Source organism: Sphingomonas oryzagri (assembly GCF_029906645.1).
In the GTDB taxonomy this organism is placed as follows: Bacteria; Pseudomonadota; Alphaproteobacteria; order Sphingomonadales; family Sphingomonadaceae; genus Solisphingomonas; species Solisphingomonas oryzagri.
Genome location: NZ_JARYGZ010000001.1, coordinates 1,834,690 through 1,852,858 on the forward strand (window position 1 = coordinate 1,834,690; position 18,169 = coordinate 1,852,858).

Below are 18,169 nucleotides of genomic sequence, written 5' to 3' on the forward strand. Positions count from 1 at the left end.
GCCCGATGCCCCGTTAAGCCTTGCGCGTTATGCACTGGGCCATGTCGAACGAGGACGCCGTCATCCCCCGCCCCTCGCCGCGGATCGTCCTGCTGTCGATCGCGGTGTTCTGGCTGCTCTATTTCACGATCTGGTCGCTGCGCGCCACCGTGGTCTACAATAACGGCCACACGATGCTCACCGCCCGCGCGATCGTCTCGGCGGCGAGCGCGGGCGTCACCCTGATCTTCTACCTCGTGATGAGCAGCTGCAATACGGCGCGATTGGGGCGCGGCATGGTCCTGGCGGCTCTGCTCTCGCTGCCGGCCGCTTTCGCCTACGCGACCATCAACTGGTACGTGTTCGATCATCTGGCCGACAAGAAGCCGATGTCTTGGAACTGGACGCCACCCGCCAAGACGGCCTCGCCCGTGGTGCCGTTCGATCCCAAGGACGCGCGGGTGATCGTCTCCACCAACAGCGTGACCCACCAGCAATCGGTCGTCATCGTCCCGCCGCCGCCCCCTCCCCCATCGGTCGGCACCATGCCGGACGACGAGGAGGAGACGCCGCTGATGGGTATCGCCGATCAGGCGGGCAACGGCTATTTCTTCTTCGTCGCCTGGGCCGCCATCTACCTCGCGCTCTGCTACGCGGCGCGGATGGGCGCGCTGGAGCGGCGCACAGCCGAACTGCGCGCCGCCGCCCAGTCGGCCGAGTTGCGCGCGCTCCGCTATCAGGTGAACCCGCATTTCCTGTTCAACACGCTGAACTCGCTCTCCTCGCTGGTGATGACGGGCAAGAAGGGCGAGGCGGAGCGGATGATCCTGAACCTCTCCACCTTCTTCCGCACCAGCCTGACCGGCGATCCCACCGAGGACGTGCCGCTGTCGGAGGAGATCACCCTCCAGCGCCTCTATCTCGATATCGAGACGGTGCGCTTCCCCGAACGGCTGATCGCGCAGATCGAGGTGCCGGAGATATTGCGCAACGCCTGCGTGCCGGGGCTGATCCTCCAGCCGCTCGTCGAGAACGCCGTGAAATACGGCGTATCGCGCGCGCGGCGGCCCGTGACGATCCGCATCCACGCCAGCGCCGAGGCGGAGGTGCTGCGCCTCTCCGTCGAGGATGATGGCGATCCCGTCGGCGGAACCGAAGGCGGCACCGGCGTGGGCCTGCGCAACGTGCGCGACCGGCTGGCCGCGCGCTTCGGCGATGCCGCGCACTGCCATTGGGGTCCGCGCGCGGGCGGCGGCTTCGCCGTGCGCATCACGTTGCCGCTGGTGCGCCATGGCTGCTGAGCCGCCCAAAAGCCCCCTGCGCACCCTCATCGTCGACGACGAGCCGCTCGCGGTCGAGCGCCTCCAGATCCTCTGCGCGCAGACGCCCGGCATCGCACTGGTCGGCACCGCGACCGATGGCGAGGCGGCGCTGCGCATGATCGAGGCGCTGGCGCCCGAGATGGTGCTGCTCGACATCGCCATGCCCGGCCTCGACGGCATCGGCGTCGCGCAAGCGCTCGAGGCTAAGGCGGTGCGCCCCGCCATCATCTTCTGCACCGCGTTCGACCAGTTCGCGGTCGCCGCCTTCGATGTCGCGGCGGTGGATTACCTGCTGAAGCCCGTGGTGCCCGAACGGCTCGCCAAGGCGGTCGCCCGCGTCACCGAGACATTGCGCGCCACCGAAGCCGCGCCCGAAGCCCAGGCGGAGTGGCTGGAGGAATTCTGGGTGCCCCACCGCTCCGAGGTGATCCGCGTCTCGGCCGACGACGTCGATCGCATCGAGGCGGAGCGCGATTATATGCGCCTGCACATCGGCGCGCGCAGCTTCCTGCTCCACCAGACGATCACCGAGCTGGAGCGGCGGCTCGATCCGGCGCGCTTCATCCGGCTCCACCGATCGGCGATCGTGCGCCGCGCCTTCATCACCCGCCTGCGCCACGACGGCCTCGGCACCTGGTTCGCGGTGCTGGCGGACGGCAGCGAGACACGCATTGGCCGCAGCTACCTTCCCGCCGCCAAGACGCTGATCGGGCGCTGACGAAAAAGAACCCCCGGAGGATCGCTCCGGGGGTCAGGGGGACAAACGGGTGGATGCGGGTCAGAAGCCGCGCGCGGCGACCTTCACGTCATTGACCGCGAGCTGGCGGTCTCCGCGCGCCGATGCCATCGCCAGCTGAACCTGCGGCTCGGCGCTCGCCAGCGCGACCTGACGGCAGGCGGCGACGCTGTTCATCAGGCTCAGGTTGCGCTGGTCGACGTCACCACCGCATACCGCATTCGCGGCGCGGGCGATGCGGCTGTGCAGCCTGGCGACGCCGGCATCGGTGGCGAGATCGAGATCGGCGAAGCGGACGGTGGTGCTCATCCCGTCGGCAGCCGGCGCCGCGAACGCGGGAGCGGACAGGAGAAGGGCGGCGGAAAGCGCGAACGCGGTGAAACGGATAGCCATGGTCAGTGCTCCTCAAGGGGGCCGGAGCGGTATGTCCCGGCGGATGCGAGGGCGTTGCATCGCCTTCGCTGGAGCCTTGCTAGGAAATGGGCCGGCGCCATGCGCGCCGGGTTCGATGGAGGGCGCTCAGCCGTCCATCGACGGCGGTACGGCCTGACCAACAACGGTCTGGGATCGACGAACGACCGTCACCGAAACGACATCAGCGCGACGGCGCGACGACTCGCAGTGAGGGACGCACGGTGCGTACCGGACGGACCGGCCGCTCCCGGCGATAGGGATAGCGCGACAGGCCCGGCCCGCCGTCGATCAGCAGGTCGAGCAGGCGCTGTCCCTCCGCCCATTGCCCCATCCGCGAGCGCGCATTGAGGTGCCCCGCCTCGCCCGTCTCGACGAAATCGGACACCCACTCGCCGGCGATCTCCCGCGACCAGCCGGGCGACGCGGCCGGATCGTCACGCCCCGCGACCACGATCGAGGGGAAAGGCAGCATCGCGGTCGGCACCGGCGCGAAATCGGCGAGGCCGGGGTTCCGCGACGGATCGGGCGGCGCGACCAGCAACGCGCCCCGCACCCGCCGCGCCGCGCTCTTGCCCAGCAGGGCCGCCCACCACGCCACCGCGTGACAGCCCAGCCCATGCGCCACCAGCACCACCGGCCGCCCTGCCCCGCTCACCGCCTGGTCGATCCGGCTGAGCCAGACGTTGCGGATCGGCGCATCCCAGCAACCGAGATCGACGCGCGCGCAATCGGGCCGGTCTCGCTCCCAGATCGTCTGCCAGTGGCCGCGCCCCGAATTGTCGATACCGGGGATCGTCAGGCAGAGAGGCCAATCCGTCGCCATCGCGAGTCTCCACGCCAAGCCGAAGATGCCAGAGTGACTCGCGCCGGGCTTCGGGGGCAGTCCCCCGCCCCCGCAATCGTCGCAGGCCAGCCTCCGCCCGGCGCAGAACCGCCGTTGCGCCATTCCCCGTTTAACTTGCTCCGTTGCGGCCTTGTCGCTATAGGCGCGCCATCCAGCGGGCAAAGCTCGCGGTGGCATGGCGCGGATGGGGTGAGCCACAGGCTCTCCGTCACGCGCCCTTTTCGCGTTTGGACGCTGCCGCCGCTTGCCGTTGCTTACTGGACGCCGCGACGGGCATGGGGCCTCCGCGGCAGTTCGGCCAAAGACCCCCGGATTCAACCGGGTGGCCGGAAACGATTGATAGGAACGAACCGCTTTATGGCGACCACTGCCAACCCGACCCGCGACGATTTCGCGGCTCTCCTCGACCAGACCCTTGGTCATGCCGACGGCTTCGAAGGCCGTGTGGTGAAGGGCACCGTCACCGGCATCGAGAACGACCTCGTGGTCATCGACGTCGGCCTCAAGTCCGAAGGCCGCGTGCCGCTGCGCGAATTCGCGCCCGCGCCGGGCCAGAAGGCCGATCTGAAGGTCGGTGACGAGGTCGAGGTCTATGTCGACCGCGTCGAGAACACCCATGGCGAAGCGATGCTCAGCCGTGACCGCGCCCGCCGCGAAGCCGCGTGGGACAAGCTGGAAGGCGAGTTCGCCAAGACCGCGCGCGTCGAGGGCGTGATCTTCGGCCGCGTCAAGGGCGGCTTCACCGTCGACCTGAACGGCGCCGTGGCCTTCCTGCCCGGCTCGCAGGTGGACATCCGCCCGGTCCGCGACGTGACCCCGCTGATGGACATCCCGCAGCCCTTCCAGATCCTCAAGATGGATCGCCGCCGCGGCAACATCGTCGTGTCGCGCCGCGCCGTCCTCGAAGAGACCCGCGCCGAGCAGCGCACCGGCCTGATCCAGTCGCTCGCCGAGGGCCAGGTGATCGACGGCGTCGTGAAGAACATCACCGATTACGGTGCCTTCGTCGATCTCGGCGGCATCGACGGCCTGCTCCATGTCACCGACATGAGCTACAAGCGCGTCAACCACCCGTCGGAAGTCATCAACATCGGTGACACCGTGAAGGTGCAGATCATCCGCATCAACCGCGACACCCAGCGCATCTCGCTCGGCATGAAGCAGCTCGAGAGCGATCCGTGGGAGGGCGCGCAGGCCAAGTACCCGATCGGCGGCAAGTTCTCCGGCCGCGTCACGAACATCACCGAATATGGTGCGTTCGTCGAGCTGGAGCCGGGCATCGAGGGCCTGGTCCACGTCTCCGAGATGAGCTGGACCAAGAAGAACGTGCATCCGGGCAAGATCGTCTCGACCTCGCAGGAAGTCGACGTGGTCATCCTCGAGGTGGACGAGGACAAGCGCCGCATCTCGCTCGGCCTCAAGCAGGCCCAGCAGAACCCCTGGGAGGCCTTCACCGAGAAGCACCCGATCGGTTCGACCGTCGAGGGCGAAGTCAAGAACGCCACCGAGTTCGGCCTGTTCATCGGCCTGGACGGCGACGTGGACGGCATGGTCCACATGTCGGACATCGCCTGGGGCGTGACCGGCGAGGAAGCCCTCGCGCTGCACCACAAGGGCGAGACCGTGCAGGCGGTCGTGCTCGACGTGGACGCCGAGAAGGAGCGCATCTCGCTCGGCATCAAGCAGCTCGAGCGTGGCGGCGTCGCCGGTGCCGGCGCGTCGGCCGGCGGTTCGTCGGGTTCGGGCGTCAACAAGGGCCAGACCGTCACCGTCACCGTCCTGTCGGTGGGTGATGCCGGCCTCGACGTGCAGATCGGCGACGATGGCGCGACCGGCTTCATCCGTCGTGGCGATCTCGGCCGCGACCGTGACGAGCAGCGCGCCGAGCGCTTCCAGGTCGGCCAGAAGTTCGACGCGATGGTGACCGGTTTCGACCGCTCCAAGAAGCCGACCTTCTCGATCAAGGCGCTGCAGCTCGCCGAAGAGAAGCAGGCCGTCGCGCAGTATGGTTCGTCGGACTCGGGCGCCTCGCTCGGCGACATCCTCGGTGAGGCCCTCAAGGCCCGCCAGGAAAACAACTGACGCAGAACAACTAACAGTCTCAACCGGTTAACCGGTCGAGCCTCGAAGCCCCCGTCCGCCACCCGGCGGGCGGGGGTTTTTCGTTTCACATGCGTAACGCGTTAACCTTAGATGCGCGTGACATTGATCCAGTTTTATGAAAAAGATCGGGCCCAGGGAGACTCGTCCGACAGGGCATAAACAAGGGTAGGCGAGATGATCCGGTCCGAACTTGTGCAGCGGGTGGCGGATGCCAATCCGGAACTGCCGTTGAAGGATATCGAGCGCCTCGTTTCCTCGATCTTCGAGGCGATCAGCGCGCATCTGGTGGCGGGTGGCCGCGTCGAACTGCGCGGCTTCGGTGCTTTTTCCACGCGCGCGCGCGATGCGCGCACCGGCCGCAATCCGCGCACGGGGGAACCGGTCGAGGTATCCGCCAAGCGCGTGCCCTATTTCAAGCCGGGCAAGGAAATGCGCGAGCGGCTGAACGTCGCTTAGGGGCTTGACCACGGCGCCCTCCCCGCCTCTTTGGGCGGGGCTGCGGGCGTGGCGAAACCGGTAGACGCAGGCGACTTAAAATCGCCTTCCCATGGAGTAGGGGTTCGAGTCCCCTCGCCCGCACCATCCGACAGGAACGGCTCGCGACAGGATTGCCGCGAGCCGTTCGTCCTCGGCCATTTCAGATGCGCGAGACAGTGAGGCCGTCCTGCGCCCATTCCGCCTGGCTCTTGCACTGGAAGCTGGGCAGCCGGGTGACGCCGGTCGCGCCCGCGTCCATCTCGGCGGTGTCGATGCAATAGGTGCTGCTCGCCGGCTGATAATAGACGCGGACGTGCTGGACGGGCGCGGATGCCTGCGCGAACGCCGGCGCGACGCCGACGAACGCGGTCGAGAGCGCGGCAAGGGCCGGGACGAGGCGGGAAACGCTGGTCATGGCGGTATCTCCTTCCTGGGGGCGGACCGAAGCCCGGCAAGCCCTTCCGGCTTGCTCCTCCGCCCAAGCAGCTAGCGTGCCAATCGTAGAAAGCGCCCGATTCTCGGGCCTTGTTCGACGCTCCTGTCGACCGTAATCAATAATCCTCGCCGGCTATTGGGAGACCGCGCCAATTATCGGCTCAAACCCATAATTGCGTGCCGATCCCGGCCGTAACGAGATATTGCGCATCCCCTCCGCTCGTGTTTCATTCGCCCCAATGGCCGTAGAGCCCGGAGAGGACAAACCGGTACTTCGGGGAAATTCGCGCCATGAGCATGATCGATCGCGTCGCCCGCGCCATCCATATCGCCCTCCCGCGCATGGCGATCAGCGGTGCGCCGATCGCATGGGACGACCTGACCGACGAGGCGCGCGCCGATTACCACGCCGCCGCCCACCGCGCGATCAGCGCGATGCGCGTTCCCAGCGAGGCGATGCTGCGCGAAGGCGAACGACGCGATCTGTCGCGCGACGCCGCCAATATCTGGGAACGGATGGCCTTCACCGCCTTGTCCGACGGACGCTGACACGAAAAGGCCGCCGGCGAGGATACGCCGGCGGCCTTCATGGCGGACATGGCCGCGCGTCAGGAGGTCGGCGCATTCTCCGCGTCTTGCATGTCGCGATCGCTGTCCGCGATCGAGCGATCGAGATTGGCCAGCGCCGCCGCCCGCTGCGCGTCGGTGAGGCCGGGCGAAGCCACGATCGCCGCACGCGCATTCTGGAGCGAGGTGCGGATCATCTCGCGCATCCGGCCGCAGGTGGCGGGTGCCCGCCAGTCGGCTTGGGCATCCACCGGCGTACCGGCGGCGGCGCATTTCGCGGCGAGGTTGGAGCGCGCGGTGGCGAGAGCGGTGCGCTGGATCTCCGCCGCATTGGCGCCCGCCACCGCCGCCTCGTTCGCCGCCTTGCGCGCCGCGGCCTCGGCCAGCGCGGCACGACGGTTGGCCTCCGCCGACATCCGGTCCGCATCCGCCTCCGCCGATCGGCTGACGCGTTCTGCCACCGCCGCCGCACGGCGACCATCGGCCTCGGCGCGGCGACCGGCCTCCTCCGCCTGCTTCGCGGCGTGCGCCGCCTCGACGCGCGCCGCCTCCACCGACGCCGGCGCGGGGCCGGTGAACTCCACGGGATGCACATCCTGCGCGAAAGCGGTGCCGGATGCGGTGAGCAGCAGCCCGCCGCCGATCGCGGCGACCGCGACCATCCCGCCCATGACGAGGCGCGATGCGCCGATCGGTTTCCTGGCCATCATGACGATCCTCTCCTTGAGCTGGGCCTTGTGGCTGAGCGCGCAGGCCACACCGGGCATCCGCGCCGACGCCGACTTGAGCACCGCCCGCCCGTAGGCGAGGCGATCCCCGGCCTGCGCGCCAGCCAGCACCGTGGCGTCGCAGGCCAATTCCTGATCCGATCGGAACGCCCGGTAGGCCCGGTGCGCGAGCGGATTCCACCAGTGCAGCGCCAGCACGGCGAGACCCACGAGGTTGGCGGGAAGATCGAGGCGATCATGGTGCGCCGCCTCGTGGACCAGCGCCAGCCGCCGCTCCTCGGGTGTGTAGCGCTGCATGAAATCGGCCGGCAGGAAGATCCGGCGCCTGACGATGCCGGCGGCCACCGGCCCGTCGACCTGATCGCTGAGTAGCACGTCGATACCGCATTCGCGGGTCAGCGGCCGGGCATCGCGCATCGCCCGATCGAGAAAGGCGCGATAGCGGATCATCTGCCACGCGAACCACAGCAGCGCACCGCCGAGCCACACTGCCAGCAACAGCGCGCCCCAGCCGATGCCCGACGCCAGCGGCGGCGCGGGCTGCGGCGCCAGGATCATCTGCACCGGCAGATCGGGCGCGATCGGCGTGAGGTGGGATGCGACCCGCATATGTCCGGATCGGACCACCTCATGCGCCAATTGCACCGCCGTCGCCGGATCGACGAGGCCAACCGTCGTCTCCGGCCCCTGCCAGACGAAGACCGGCACGCCGATCATCCGCCACCCCGGCAACGGCGGCAGCACCATGCGAAGCACCGGCAGCAGCCAAAGCGCGTAGGCGGCACGCGCGCCGAACGTGCGGGTCACCGGCGCGCGCAGCATCAGCACGATCGCCATCAGCAGGGCCGAGGCGATCAGCGTCTGGACGATCCAGGCGATCATGCCTTGAGCTCCTTCAGCAGTGCCTCGAGTTCGGCAATGTCGTCCTGGGAAAGCCCCTCGCCTTCCGCCAGATGCGCAACCAGGGGGGCCGCGCGGCCACCGAACAGCCGATCGACCAGCCGGCGGGACTCACCCGCCACATAGGCGTCGCGCTTCACCGCAGGGCGATAGAGGTAGCGGCGGCCATCCTCCTCATGCGCCAGCACGCCCTTGGCGAGCAGCCGGCCGAGCATGGTCTTGACGGTGCGGTCGCTCCATTCGCGCGCATCGCCGATGCGATCGTGCACCTCCTGCGCGGTGAGCGGCGCGGGCGCGGACCACAGCGCCTCCATCACCGTCAGTTCGGCTTCGCTGATCCGTTCGGCCACGACTCACCTCTTCGATTACAGTTGTGATCGTAATGACCACATCTGTAATCGTCAAGCGGTCGCGCTGCGGCGGTTCAGCCTTCGAGGAGGCCCGCGACGATATCCGGATGGAGGCGGCCGGCGAATTCGCAGCCGGCGGCGGCGCCGTCATACCAGACGACGCGGGCCATGAACGGCCCCTGCCCGCCGACCTTCAGCCACACGACGCTTTCCGGCGCCAGCGGCTCGTCGACGAGGATGCGGAAGCCCGAGCGGGAGAGATCGGTGACGACGCCCGCCACGCTGTCCGAGCCGACCGGCTCGATCTCGCCGTCGCGATGCGCGAAGTGGCGCGCCTCGCGCCGCGGATCTTCCCGCCGCATCTGGATGACTGCCTTCATCGCTCACCTTTCCCCGGTTCGACGGCCGGCAATAGCGCAGGACGCGTAAAACAATGGTGAAGAGCAGGTTGAGGCTGGCGCTCGCTCCCGCGCGGCCTAGGGTGGCAGGCGGTCATGATCCGCTCCGTCCCCCTTGCGCTCGCGGCGCTCGCCCTGGTCGCCGGTTGCCGGCGGCACGACGATGCCGGCCCGATCGAGGCGAGCGTGATCGGCCCCGCTTTCTCGGCGCACGCCGATGCCGATGGCGGGCCGCTTGCCGCACCGCAGGCGGCGTTGATCGGCGCGACCGGACAGGGCCTGCTCCGCTTCGATGCCAGCGGGCAGATCGTCCCCGGCCTCGCCGCGCGCTGGATCGTGGGCGACGGCGGGCGCAGCCTGATCTTCCGCCTGCCCGATCTGCCCGCGCCGGGAGTGCGGCCGATCGATGCCGAGGCGATCGCCCAGCGCATCCGCGCCGCGATCGCGGCGGACAGCCGCAACCGGCTGAAGCCGCTGCTCGGCGCGATCGACGAGGTGGATGCCGTCACGCCGCAGGTGATCGACATCGAGTTGAAGGCGCCGCGTCCCAACCTCCTCCAGCTCTTCGCCCAGCCCGATCTGGCGATGGGCGAGCCGGGGCGCGGCCCTTTCGCCATCACGGAGGCGCGGAAGGGCACACTGCGCCTGCGCGCGCTTCCCGATCGCGACGCCGATCCGGACGAAACGCCGCGTCTGCCTCCGGCGGTGCGGTTGCGCGCCCAGACCGCCGGCCGTGCCGTCGCCTGGTTCGTCGCCGGGGCGACCGATCTGGTGCAGGGCGGACGCTTCACCGATCTGCCGGTCGCCCAAGCCGCGACGCTGCCGCGCGGCGCGCTGCATTTCGATCCCGTAAAGGGCCTGTTCGGCCTCGCCTTCGTCCGCGCGGACAGCGGCTTCATCGCCGATGCCGGCAATCGCCGCGCGCTCTCGATGGCAGTCGATCGCGAGAGCGTAGGCACATCGCTCGGCCTGCCGAACTGGTCGCCCGCCGCCGCGATCGTCGCGGCCGGTACGCCGGAGATCGAGCATCCCGCCATGCCACCATGGTCCACCACGCCCCTCGCGGACAGGCAGGCGCAGGCACGCGGGACGATCGACCGGTGGCGGAGCGCCCATGGCGCGCCACCGGTGTTGCGCATCGCCATGCCCGCCGGGCCGGGCGCGCGCCTGCTGTTCGCGGCGATCGCGCGGGGGTGGCGATCGATCGGCGTCAGCGCGGTCGCGGTCGGGCCGGACGATGCGGCGGACCTGCGCCTGATCGACGAGATCGCACCCGCCGACGTCGCCAGCTTCTACCTGCGCAGTTTCGCGTGCGATCGACAGGTGGCCTGCAGCGACGTCACCGACCGGCTGCTGGTCGAGGCGCGCGACGCCGACTCACTCGCCGAGCGCACGGTGCTGCTGATCCAGGCCGACGCGCTGATGGCGGACAACACGCCGTTCATCGCCTTCGGCCCGCCGGTCCGCTGGTCGCTGGTGGCGCCGTCGCTCGATCTCTATCGGGATTCGCCGTGGGCGATCCACCCGCTGAATGAACTGAGGACGCCCCTCAAGCGCTGATACGCGCGAAGGAGCCTTTCATGCCGATGACCGACCATTTCGACCGTCTTGCCGATCAGGCGAAACTCGGCCGCGACCCCGCCTCGGTGCGGCGGCGGATCGAGCATATGGAGCATCTGCTCGAGGGGCTGATCACGGTTCCGGTGCTCAATCGGCGCATCGGCCTCGACGTCATTCTCGACGTGCTGCCGGTCGCCGGCGACGCGGTGGCCGCCGCGCTCGGCGCCTATATCGTCTGGGAAGCGCGCAACCTCGGCATGTCGAAATGGCAGATGACGCGGATGCTGGGCAATGTCGGTTTCGACTTCGCGCTCGGCCTGATCCCGTGGGTCGGCGCGATCCCCGATTTCTTCTTCCGGTCCAACACGATGAACCTGAAGATGATCAAGCGGCACCTCGACAAGCATTACCCGCAAGCGGCGATCGTCGAGGGCGAGGTGGTGCGTCGGTAACCTCCGACACCACCGTCATCGTGAAGCGTGAAGCTCCGTGGCGATCCATAAGGTCCGCCATGGATGCCTCGCTACACTCGCAATGACGGCGAGGCCTTAAGGGGCCGCCACCTTCACCGGATCGCCCATGTCGGCCCCGCCCGCCGTCGCCGGGCAGGTGCGCGGACGCTTGTCGAGGCCGAGGCAGATCCACACCTCCTCCAGCCAGCCGCGCTTATTGAGGTTGAGCCGCATCATGTCGGCGCGCATCCCCGGATTGGCGGCGGCGAAGGCAGTCTGGAACTGGCCGGCGGTCAGCCCGCGACGATGCGACAGCGTCGCCATATCGGGCGTGCGGATGCGGCGATAAACCTCACCCTCGGTCCGGAAATAGGCGATCGGATCGTCCGTCATGCAGGTGCCGTGCTTGGCCCATTCGTGCTGGAGCAACTGGGTCGAGGGCGTCGCATCGACGCCGGCGCGAAGCTGGTCGTCGCTCAGGATCGGGGTGGTCCGGCAATATTGCGGCCAGCGGTTCGGCCCGTCCCCGTCCGGCCACAGGCCGTGCAGGATGAAGCCGCGCGCCGCGACGCCCGAACATTCCATGTCGTTTGCGTCCCGGCCCCGCCGCTTCTGCGCGAAGCAGTGCTCGGGCGTCCAGATGATCGACAGCGTGTAGCCGGTGGTCGGAACGCGCCGCGTCGGCTGGTCCGCGCTCGGCAGTTCGGCATGGGGACGCGGGAGCGATTGTGCGGCCGCGACGGACGGCGCCAGCAGCGCAAGGAGGATCAGCAGGAAACGCACGCGCGAATCTCCCGATTGGAACATTTAAAGAACGAATAGGCCGTGAAATCCTACAGCGCAAGCGCTCAGGAGAAAGTGTCGCCCAGGTCGCCCGGCATCCGCTGGCCCTTGAACCAGCGCACCGCGTCCGGCCGGAACAGCAAGGCCGTGCAAATTCCGTCGAGTACGAGGCGCGCCACCGTTATCAGCATCACCATCGCCGGCAGCATGAACTGCGGATGTCCGAACAGACTCCGCAGGACGCCCACCACGCCGAGCGCGAACAGGATGACGAAGATCCACCGCGCGATATCCGCGCCGCGCCGTGCGATGAAGAACCACAGCAACAGATCGACGACGAGCGTTCCGATCACGCCGCCGATCATGAATACCGGCATGGCCGCCATCATCCGAGGCGGCATCCCGGCGGGCACGAAGCTGGAGATGTGCAGCATCGACCAGATGCCGGATGCCAAGCCACTCAGCACGTAGACTAGAAAAATCCGCTCGAACAACAAGATCGACCTGGGACGCATCGTTCATCTCCCTGCGGGATCGCAACCTATCGCGACAGGCATTTCAGGAAAAGGTATCGGCATAATCCTCCTCCATCACGCCGCGCCGCTCGAACCAGTCGCGCGAATCGGGCTGGAAGAGCAGCATGATCATCGTGAAATCGAGGCCGACGCCGAACAGCGACCCGATCTTGAACACGGCGGGGAGAAAATTCGGCGCGATGACGACCCGGAAAATCGAGATCAGGCTGAGCACGGCTCCCGCGATGAAAAGCCATTTGGCGACACGGCTCGCCCGGCGACCGATCAAATAGAGGAGCAGTAGATTGCACAAAAGGCCGATCAGGAGGGTGCCGAGGGCAATCCAGCCGCTGAGATAACCGGGGGGCGGATAGCTGCCGAACGTCCGGCTGGCCCAATAACCGCTGTAGACGGTGATCGCCAGGCCGATGACGATCCGGCCGATATAGACCCGCTCGAACCAACGAATGGATTCCGGTCGCATGAATTCGCCCCTCTGCCCCTGGGAGCGAAGTCTAGCGGCAGTCCGGCACTTCTCAAGCCAGTGCGAGGTCTAATCCGATGTCCGCTGCCGGGGCCGACTGGGTGAGGCGACCGACCGAGACGTAGGTCACGCCGGTCTCGGCGATCTCGCGGATCGTCTCCAGCGTCACCCCGCCCGAAGCCTCGGTCGGCACGCGCCCGCCGACGAGGGTGACGGCGCCACGCAGGATCGAGGGCGTCATGTTGTCGAGCAGCAGGTGGGTGGCGCCGGCCGCCAGGGCCGGTTCGATCTGGTCGACCCGATCCACCTCGACGATGATGTTGGCGATGCCCGCCGCCTTGGCGGCACCCACCGACTGCCCGATCGAGCCGGCCACCGCGATGTGATTGTCCTTGATCATCGCCGCGTCCCACAGGCCCATGCGGTGGTTGGTGGCACCGCCCATGCGGGTCGCGTATTTCTCCAGCACGCGGAGGCCGGGGATGGTCTTGCGGGTGTCGAGCAGGATCGCCCCGGTGCCCGCGATCGCATCGGCATAGGTGCGCGCCATCGTCGCGACGCCGGAGAGGTGCTGGAGCGTGTTGAGCGCCGACCGTTCGGCCGTGAGCATGGCGCGCGCCTTGCCCTCCATCCGCATCAGCGTGGTGCCCTTGAGGATGCGGTCGCCATCCTGCGCCAGCACTTCGATCGTCACGTCCGGGTCGAGATGGCGGAAGAAGGCCTCGGCAATCGGCAGGCCGGCGACGGCGATGGCATCGCGGCTGACCAGCGCGCCGGTGAAGCGCGCGTCCTCGGGGATCACGGCGGCCGACGTGATGTCGCCGGCGTCGCCCAGATCCTCGGCGAGCGTCGAACGGACAAAGGCGTCGAGATCGAAGCCGGGAAGATCGAAGGTCACGTCACAACTCCGTTCGTCCTGAGCGTAGTCGAAGGACGGGCTGCAGGCGTCGCGCGTGAGGCACGCACTTCGACTACGCTCAGTGCGAACGGTTTTATCTTCCGTTCGATCGCGCTCTTAGGCAGGCGCCGCCGACGGATCAATCCGTCGCGGCGGCATCCTCGCCGGTGATCGCCCCGATCGCGCGGCGCGCAAGGAACTGCACGCCCCAGCCGATCGCGAAGGTGACGGCCAGCGGCGCGATCACCTTCAGCGCGCCCTCGGCCAGATAACCGGTGATCGCGCCCTCGACGCCGCTGTCGCCATCCTCGCGATCGATCGCCGCGCCGATCAGCATGCCGAGTACGTTGTTCATGGGGAAAGGTCTCCTCGTCGGGTTCACGCCGATAGCGTTCTGGCGGCGAAACCGTTCCCGGTGATCAGCGACTCCCCAGATCGCCCTTGCCCACCGTCTTGCCGGCCATTTCCAGCATCCGGTCGAGCGGCTTCTTGGCGGCGATGCGCGTGGCCTCGTCCAGTTCGATGCGCGGCTCCATGTCGCGCAGCGCCACGTAGAGCTTCTCCATCGTGTTCATCGCCATGTACGGACACATGTTGCAGTTGCAATTGCCGTCCGCGCCGGGCGCGCCGATGAACAGCTTGTGCGGCGCCGCCTTCTGCATCTGGTGGATGATGTGCGGCTCGGTGGCGACGATGATCGTGTCCGCATCCGATTTCAGCGCGAAGTCGAGGATCGCCTTGGTCGATCCCACCTCGTCGGCATGATCGAGGATGAAGGCCGGACATTCCGGGTGCGCGGCGATCGGCGCGTCCGGATATTGCGCCTTGAGCTTCAGCAGTTCGGTCTCGCTGAACGCCTCGTGGACGATGCAGGCGCCGGGCCACAGCAGCATGTCGCGGCCGGTCTTGCGGTTGAACCAGGCGCCCAGATTTTTGTCGGGCGCAAAGATGATCTTCTGGTCCATCGGCAACTGGGCGAGGATCTTCTCGGCCGAGGACGAGGTGACGATGATGTCGCTGTGTGCCTTCACCGCCGCCGAACAGTTGATGTAGGTGAGCGCGATATGATCCGGGTGCGCGGCGCGGAACTTGGCGAACTCCTCCGGCGGGCACGAATCCTCGAGGCTGCACCCGGCGTTCATGTCGGGCAGGATCACGGTCTTGTCGGGGCTGAGGATCTTGGCGACCTCGGCCATGAAGCGCACGCCGCAGAACGCGATCACGTCGGCGTCGGTCGCCGCCGCCTTGGCCGAGAGATCGAGGCTGTCGCCCACGAAATCGGCGAGATCCTGAATGTCGGGCGTCTGGTAGTAATGCGCGAGGATGACCGCGTTGCGCTCCTTGCGCAGCTTGTCGATCTCGGCCTTCAGATCCAGGCCCTTGAGGCTCTTGGCAGGCGCGTTCATGTGTCTGTTGTTCCTTCACCCTCGGTCGCGCACCAGATAGGGCGCCGCGCGGCAAATGTCAGTGGCTATTGGCGACGACATCCTGCCACGGCCGCGCGAAATCCATCGGCGTGAAGGGGCCGGGATCGGGGAAGGCCTCGCCCCGGAAGCGGACGCGCACATTGGGCTGCAGGCCGGCGGCCTTGAGCGGCAACGCGAAGCTCTGCGCCACCGCCTGCCGCGCCGCCTGCTTGGCCACCGCCACCGGCGAAGCCTCGCGGGCCTGGCGGATCAGTTCGGAGCGTGCCTGCTGCTGGTTGGCCTTATCGAGATCCTCGCCGCTGTCGGTGAACTTGAGCAGCAGGCCGCCACCGTCATAGGCCTTGATCCGCTGCGGATCGACCTCCGGCCCCTCGATCATAAGCGGCGGCAGGGTGACGTCGAGCCGGTGGCTGTCCTTGTCCCACGTCACGTCGCCCGGCTTCATCTGGCCGAGATCGACCTCGTAGCGCACCCGCCCCGGCATGATCAGCGTCCGCTGCGCCGAAAGGCCGAAACGATGCTGGGTGGACGTCACCACCGCGACATAGGAGGCGACCAAGGCGGTCAGCCGGTTCTGCGCCTGCAGCCCCTGCAGGCTGGCGGTGGCGATGCTCTCGGGATCGGGCGACCAGAAATGGTCGAAGATGCGCTTGCCCGCCACCAGCGCACCGCCGGCGACCAGCGCGAAGCCCAGCACGATGCCGAGCAGGACTTTCAGGACGGTCTTCATGTCAGGCGGCGAGGCTCCAATGATCGCCCTCGGCCCTCACCCGCCCGCGCCTGTCGAGATCGAGCAGGTGGGCCAGCACGTTGAGGCCCGCCGCCTTCTCCAGCCGGGGATCGAGACCGGCATACATTTGCGTCACCAGCGCAGGGATGGTCGCGGCGCCCTTCTCCAGCGTGCGCAGGATCTGGTTCTCGCGTTGTTTGCGGTGGCCGAGCATCCCGCGCAGCAACTGCCTGGGCTTGGTCACCGGATCGCCATGCGCCGGGAAATAGATCGCATCGTCACGCGGCATCAGTTTCTCGAGGCTGGCCATATAGGCGCCCATGTCGCCGTCGGGCGGGATCACCACGCTGGTCGACCAGCCCATGACGTGATCGCCGGTGAACAGCGCCTGCGCCTCCGGAAGCGAGAAACAGAGGTGGTTGGAGGTGTGGCCGGGGGTGAACAGCGCCTCCAGCGTCCAGCCGGGGCCGGAGACCGTATCGCCCTCCACCATGATGCGGCCGGGCGCATAGCTGTGGTCGAACCCCGCCTCCAGCCCGCTGCCGTCGTCCGCCATGATCGGCGCGCAGCCCATCACGGGCGCGCCCGTCGCCTCGGCCAGCGGCTTCGCCGCGGGCGTGTGGTCGCGGTGGGTGTGGGTGCAGACGATCGCGACGATCCGCTCGCCCTCGGTCGCCTTCAGGATATTGGCGACATGCTCGGGAATGTCCGGTCCGGGATCGATCACCGCCACCTCGCCATGGCCGACGATATGGGTCTGCGTACCGGTATAGGTGAAGGGCGACGGATTGTGCGCCAGCACGCGTCGCACCAGTGGGTGGACGGTCTCGACGAGCGGCTGGTCAGTCATCTGAGGCCCCTGTCGGGATTTCTGACACTTCGGCGAAGCGGCCGAAGGACGTTAACCCTCGAAATACCACGGAAACCGCCATTCGCCGAAACTGGCACGCGGCCTGCAAAGCTATCGACGTTCCACGTTCCCGCGAACACCGGCGGGCCGGCGCGATCTTCCGCGACGGCCCGCCACCCCGCGGGCCTCCCGCCAACCGATCCCGAAGCGACGAAGATCAGGCCGCCTTCTGCGCGACGCCGGACTTCTGCATCAGCTCGGCCAGTTCGCCCGTCTCGTACATCTCCATCATGATGTCCGATCCGCCGACGAACTCGCCCTTCACGTAGAGCTGCGGAATGGTCGGCCAGTCGGAAAACTGCTTGATGCCCTGGCGGATCGCCTGGTCCTGCAGCACGTCCACCGAGCCATATTCGACGCCGAGATGATCGAGGATCGCCACCGCGCGGCTGGAGAAGCCGCACTGCGGGAAGAGCGGCGAGCCCTTCATGAACAGCAGCACTTCATTGCCGTTCACGGCCTCGGCGATGCGGGCCTGCGTGTCGTCGGTCATCGGTATCACTCCAAAGGGCGTTTCGTTGCGCGTTAAATCGGAACGCGCCCGCCAAAAAACAAGCTGTTCAGGGCACCGCGGTGGTGAGCTGGAGCGCGTGCAGCACGCCGCCCATCCGCCCGCCGAGCGCTTCGTACACCTTCTGGTGCTGGCGAACGCGGGGGATGCCCCGGAAGCTTTCGCTCACCACCTTCGCCGCATAATGATCGCCGTCGCCGGCGAGATCGGTGATCTCCACCGTCGCATCGGGGATGCCGGCCTTGATCAGCCCGGCAATCTCGTCGGCCGCCATCGGCATGTCAGATCGATCCCAGCAGCTGGCGGCGCGCCTCGATTTCCTGAGCGTCGAGCTGCGCGCGGATCTGAGCCTCGTCGATCTCGACATTGGCGGAGACGAGATCGCCGTAGAGCTTGCGCACGACGTCCTCGTCGCCGGCTTCCTCGAACTCGGCCTGCACCACCGCCTTGGCATAGGCGTCGGCCTCTTCCGCGGTCAGCTTCATCAGGCCCGCCGCCCACTGGCCGACCAGCCGGTTGCGCCGCGCGGTGACGCGGAAGGCCATCTCCTGATCGTGGGCGAACTTGTTCTCGAACGCCTGCTCGCGATCGTCGAAGGTGGTCATGGCCTTGTATCTTTCCCTGCGGTTTCGATTGCTGAAATAAG

Annotated in this window: 24 protein-coding genes and 1 tRNA gene; 8 read left to right on the plus strand and 17 right to left on the minus strand. The window is 67.8% G+C overall.

What is annotated here, in order from left to right; translation table 11 throughout:
• Positions 1-41 precede the first annotated feature (41 nt).
• Together QGN17_RS08840 and QGN17_RS08845 are read left to right on the plus strand one after the other, a co-directional pair.
• On the plus strand, positions 42-1,280 hold the full coding sequence (locus QGN17_RS08840) for a sensor histidine kinase (protein WP_281044112.1): 1,239 nt from the start codon (positions 42-44) through the stop codon (positions 1,278-1,280).
• Positions 1,270-2,019 (plus strand): LytR/AlgR family response regulator transcription factor, encoded by a 750-nt coding sequence (locus QGN17_RS08845; RefSeq protein ID WP_281044113.1) that lies wholly within the window; start codon positions 1,270-1,272, stop codon positions 2,017-2,019. Before QGN17_RS08840 ends, QGN17_RS08845 begins: the two co-directional genes overlap by 11 nt.
• A 60-nt stretch (positions 2,020-2,079) precedes the next feature.
• Here QGN17_RS08845 and QGN17_RS08850 read toward each other — a convergent pair whose 3' ends face one another.
• Both QGN17_RS08850 and QGN17_RS08855 read right to left on the minus strand, forming a co-directional pair.
• Entirely contained in the window at positions 2,080-2,430 is a 351-nt protein-coding gene (locus tag QGN17_RS08850) for a UrcA family protein (protein ID WP_281044114.1), read from the minus strand.
• Positions 2,431-2,632: 202 nt separating this feature from the next.
• Positions 2,633-3,274: an RBBP9/YdeN family alpha/beta hydrolase gene (locus QGN17_RS08855; RefSeq protein WP_281044115.1), complete on the minus strand. Its 642-nt coding sequence runs from the start codon at positions 3,272-3,274 to the stop codon at positions 2,633-2,635.
• Between the two features lie 378 nt (positions 3,275-3,652).
• On the opposite strand from QGN17_RS08855, the gene rpsA reads away from it, so the two are divergent.
• The 3 genes from rpsA (at position 3,653) to QGN17_RS08870 (ending at position 5,980) form a co-directional block, all read left to right on the plus strand.
• A complete protein-coding gene (gene rpsA / locus QGN17_RS08860; protein WP_281044116.1) occupies positions 3,653-5,377 on the plus strand; it encodes a 30S ribosomal protein S1 in 1,725 nt (574 codons plus the stop codon).
• A 195-nt stretch (positions 5,378-5,572) separates the two neighbouring features.
• Positions 5,573-5,854 (plus strand): integration host factor subunit beta, encoded by a 282-nt coding sequence (locus QGN17_RS08865; RefSeq protein ID WP_281044117.1) that lies wholly within the window; start codon positions 5,573-5,575, stop codon positions 5,852-5,854.
• Between the two features lie 42 nt (positions 5,855-5,896).
• Positions 5,897-5,980, plus strand: a tRNA-Leu gene (locus QGN17_RS08870).
• Positions 5,981-6,035: 55 nt separating this feature from the next.
• Here QGN17_RS08870 and QGN17_RS08875 read toward each other — a convergent pair.
• On the minus strand, positions 6,036-6,290 hold the full coding sequence (locus QGN17_RS08875; RefSeq protein WP_281044118.1) for a hypothetical protein: 255 nt from the start codon (positions 6,288-6,290) through the stop codon (positions 6,036-6,038).
• Positions 6,291-6,601: 311 nt separating this feature from the next.
• On the opposite strand from QGN17_RS08875, the gene QGN17_RS08880 reads away from it, so the two are divergent.
• Complete coding sequence (locus tag QGN17_RS08880; protein ID WP_281044119.1) at positions 6,602-6,859, plus strand: hypothetical protein; 258 nt, start codon at positions 6,602-6,604, stop codon at positions 6,857-6,859.
• Positions 6,860-6,918: 59 nt separating this feature from the next.
• Here the strand turns inward: QGN17_RS08880 and QGN17_RS08885 are convergent, their stop codons facing one another.
• From QGN17_RS08885 to QGN17_RS08895, 3 genes are all read right to left on the minus strand, one after another.
• The gene (locus QGN17_RS08885; protein ID WP_281044120.1) at positions 6,919-8,487 is read right to left on the minus strand and encodes a M56 family metallopeptidase; all 1,569 of its coding nucleotides are present in this window, start codon (positions 8,485-8,487) and stop codon (positions 6,919-6,921) included.
• Positions 8,484-8,855: a BlaI/MecI/CopY family transcriptional regulator gene (locus tag QGN17_RS08890; protein WP_281044121.1), complete on the minus strand. Its 372-nt coding sequence runs from the start codon at positions 8,853-8,855 to the stop codon at positions 8,484-8,486. The genes QGN17_RS08885 and QGN17_RS08890 overlap by 4 nt, the downstream gene beginning before the upstream one ends.
• A gap of 74 nt (positions 8,856-8,929) precedes the next feature.
• Positions 8,930-9,235, minus strand: a complete 306-nt coding sequence (locus tag QGN17_RS08895) for a PilZ domain-containing protein (protein ID WP_281044122.1) — start codon at positions 9,233-9,235, stop codon at positions 8,930-8,932.
• Between the two features lie 114 nt (positions 9,236-9,349).
• On the opposite strand from QGN17_RS08895, the gene QGN17_RS08900 reads away from it, so the two are divergent.
• Together QGN17_RS08900 and QGN17_RS08905 are read left to right on the plus strand one after the other, a co-directional pair.
• Positions 9,350-10,813: an ABC transporter substrate-binding protein gene (locus tag QGN17_RS08900; RefSeq protein WP_281044123.1), complete on the plus strand. Its 1,464-nt coding sequence runs from the start codon at positions 9,350-9,352 to the stop codon at positions 10,811-10,813.
• Positions 10,814-10,833: 20 nt separating this feature from the next.
• Positions 10,834-11,265: a DUF4112 domain-containing protein gene (locus tag QGN17_RS08905; protein ID WP_281044124.1), complete on the plus strand. Its 432-nt coding sequence runs from the start codon at positions 10,834-10,836 to the stop codon at positions 11,263-11,265.
• A gap of 96 nt (positions 11,266-11,361) precedes the next feature.
• On the opposite strand, the gene QGN17_RS08910 is transcribed toward QGN17_RS08905, so the two are convergent.
• From QGN17_RS08910 to QGN17_RS08960, 11 genes are all read right to left on the minus strand, one after another.
• Complete coding sequence (locus tag QGN17_RS08910; protein WP_281044125.1) at positions 11,362-12,048, minus strand: ribonuclease T2 family protein; 687 nt, start codon at positions 12,046-12,048, stop codon at positions 11,362-11,364.
• 65 nt (positions 12,049-12,113) lie between these two features.
• Positions 12,114-12,563, minus strand: coding sequence for a hypothetical protein (locus tag QGN17_RS08915; RefSeq protein WP_281044126.1), 450 nt, complete (start codon positions 12,561-12,563; stop codon positions 12,114-12,116).
• A gap of 43 nt (positions 12,564-12,606) precedes the next feature.
• On the minus strand, positions 12,607-13,047 hold the full coding sequence (locus QGN17_RS08920) for a hypothetical protein (protein WP_281044127.1): 441 nt from the start codon (positions 13,045-13,047) through the stop codon (positions 12,607-12,609).
• 52 nt (positions 13,048-13,099) lie between these two features.
• Entirely contained in the window at positions 13,100-13,945 is an 846-nt protein-coding gene (nadC, locus tag QGN17_RS08925) for a carboxylating nicotinate-nucleotide diphosphorylase (protein WP_281044128.1), read from the minus strand.
• A 139-nt stretch (positions 13,946-14,084) separates the two neighbouring features.
• Complete coding sequence (locus tag QGN17_RS08930; protein ID WP_281044129.1) at positions 14,085-14,300, minus strand: hypothetical protein; 216 nt, start codon at positions 14,298-14,300, stop codon at positions 14,085-14,087.
• A 64-nt stretch (positions 14,301-14,364) separates the two neighbouring features.
• Positions 14,365-15,351: a quinolinate synthase NadA gene (nadA, locus tag QGN17_RS08935; RefSeq protein ID WP_281044130.1), complete on the minus strand. Its 987-nt coding sequence runs from the start codon at positions 15,349-15,351 to the stop codon at positions 14,365-14,367.
• Positions 15,352-15,409: 58 nt separating this feature from the next.
• Positions 15,410-16,102, minus strand: a complete 693-nt coding sequence (locus QGN17_RS08940) for a DUF4230 domain-containing protein (RefSeq protein ID WP_281044131.1) — start codon at positions 16,100-16,102, stop codon at positions 15,410-15,412.
• Between the two features lies 1 nt (position 16,103).
• Positions 16,104-16,952: an MBL fold metallo-hydrolase gene (locus QGN17_RS08945; protein ID WP_281044132.1), complete on the minus strand. Its 849-nt coding sequence runs from the start codon at positions 16,950-16,952 to the stop codon at positions 16,104-16,106.
• Positions 16,953-17,169: 217 nt separating this feature from the next.
• Positions 17,170-17,505 carry a Grx4 family monothiol glutaredoxin gene (gene grxD / locus QGN17_RS08950; RefSeq protein WP_281044133.1) on the minus strand — a complete coding sequence of 112 codons (336 nt, stop codon included), beginning with the start codon at positions 17,503-17,505 and terminating at the stop codon, positions 17,170-17,172.
• A 67-nt stretch (positions 17,506-17,572) separates the two neighbouring features.
• Entirely contained in the window at positions 17,573-17,803 is a 231-nt protein-coding gene (locus QGN17_RS08955) for a BolA/IbaG family iron-sulfur metabolism protein (protein WP_281044134.1), read from the minus strand.
• 1 nt (position 17,804) lies between these two features.
• Positions 17,805-18,128 carry a DUF1476 domain-containing protein gene (locus QGN17_RS08960; RefSeq protein WP_022691416.1) on the minus strand — a complete coding sequence of 108 codons (324 nt, stop codon included), beginning with the start codon at positions 18,126-18,128 and terminating at the stop codon, positions 17,805-17,807.
• Positions 18,129-18,169: the final 41 nt, after the last annotated feature.

What these genes read in the sequence shown, in the direction of transcription:
- QGN17_RS08960 (WP_022691416.1), bottom strand. Translation starts at nt 18,128, where the DNA reads ATGACCACCTTCGACGATCGCGAGCAGGCGTTCGAGAACAAGTTCGCC.
- QGN17_RS08850 (WP_281044114.1), bottom strand. Translation starts at nt 2,430, where the DNA reads ATGGCTATCCGTTTCACCGCGTTCGCGCTTTCCGCCGCCCTTCTCCTG.
- QGN17_RS08915 (WP_281044126.1), bottom strand. Translation starts at nt 12,563, where the DNA reads ATGCGTCCCAGGTCGATCTTGTTGTTCGAGCGGATTTTTCTAGTCTAC.
- rpsA (WP_281044116.1), top strand. Translation starts at nt 3,653, where the DNA reads ATGGCGACCACTGCCAACCCGACCCGCGACGATTTCGCGGCTCTCCTC.
- QGN17_RS08840 (WP_281044112.1), top strand. Translation starts at nt 42, where the DNA reads ATGTCGAACGAGGACGCCGTCATCCCCCGCCCCTCGCCGCGGATCGTC.
- QGN17_RS08945 (WP_281044132.1), bottom strand. Translation starts at nt 16,952, where the DNA reads ATGACTGACCAGCCGCTCGTCGAGACCGTCCACCCACTGGTGCGACGC.
- QGN17_RS08920 (WP_281044127.1), bottom strand. Translation starts at nt 13,047, where the DNA reads ATGCGACCGGAATCCATTCGTTGGTTCGAGCGGGTCTATATCGGCCGG.
- QGN17_RS08865 (WP_281044117.1), top strand. Translation starts at nt 5,573, where the DNA reads ATGATCCGGTCCGAACTTGTGCAGCGGGTGGCGGATGCCAATCCGGAA.
- QGN17_RS08845 (WP_281044113.1), top strand. Translation starts at nt 1,270, where the DNA reads ATGGCTGCTGAGCCGCCCAAAAGCCCCCTGCGCACCCTCATCGTCGAC.
- grxD (WP_281044133.1), bottom strand. Translation starts at nt 17,505, where the DNA reads ATGACCGACGACACGCAGGCCCGCATCGCCGAGGCCGTGAACGGCAAT.
- QGN17_RS08875 (WP_281044118.1), bottom strand. Translation starts at nt 6,290, where the DNA reads ATGACCAGCGTTTCCCGCCTCGTCCCGGCCCTTGCCGCGCTCTCGACC.
- QGN17_RS08930 (WP_281044129.1), bottom strand. Translation starts at nt 14,300, where the DNA reads ATGAACAACGTACTCGGCATGCTGATCGGCGCGGCGATCGATCGCGAG.
- QGN17_RS08900 (WP_281044123.1), top strand. Translation starts at nt 9,350, where the DNA reads ATGATCCGCTCCGTCCCCCTTGCGCTCGCGGCGCTCGCCCTGGTCGCC.
- QGN17_RS08885 (WP_281044120.1), bottom strand. Translation starts at nt 8,487, where the DNA reads ATGATCGCCTGGATCGTCCAGACGCTGATCGCCTCGGCCCTGCTGATG.
- QGN17_RS08940 (WP_281044131.1), bottom strand. Translation starts at nt 16,102, where the DNA reads ATGAAGACCGTCCTGAAAGTCCTGCTCGGCATCGTGCTGGGCTTCGCG.
- QGN17_RS08855 (WP_281044115.1), bottom strand. Translation starts at nt 3,274, where the DNA reads ATGGCGACGGATTGGCCTCTCTGCCTGACGATCCCCGGTATCGACAAT.
- QGN17_RS08880 (WP_281044119.1), top strand. Translation starts at nt 6,602, where the DNA reads ATGAGCATGATCGATCGCGTCGCCCGCGCCATCCATATCGCCCTCCCG.
- QGN17_RS08955 (WP_281044134.1), bottom strand. Translation starts at nt 17,803, where the DNA reads ATGCCGATGGCGGCCGACGAGATTGCCGGGCTGATCAAGGCCGGCATC.
- nadA (WP_281044130.1), bottom strand. Translation starts at nt 15,351, where the DNA reads ATGAACGCGCCTGCCAAGAGCCTCAAGGGCCTGGATCTGAAGGCCGAG.
- QGN17_RS08895 (WP_281044122.1), bottom strand. Translation starts at nt 9,235, where the DNA reads ATGAAGGCAGTCATCCAGATGCGGCGGGAAGATCCGCGGCGCGAGGCG.
- QGN17_RS08905 (WP_281044124.1), top strand. Translation starts at nt 10,834, where the DNA reads ATGCCGATGACCGACCATTTCGACCGTCTTGCCGATCAGGCGAAACTC.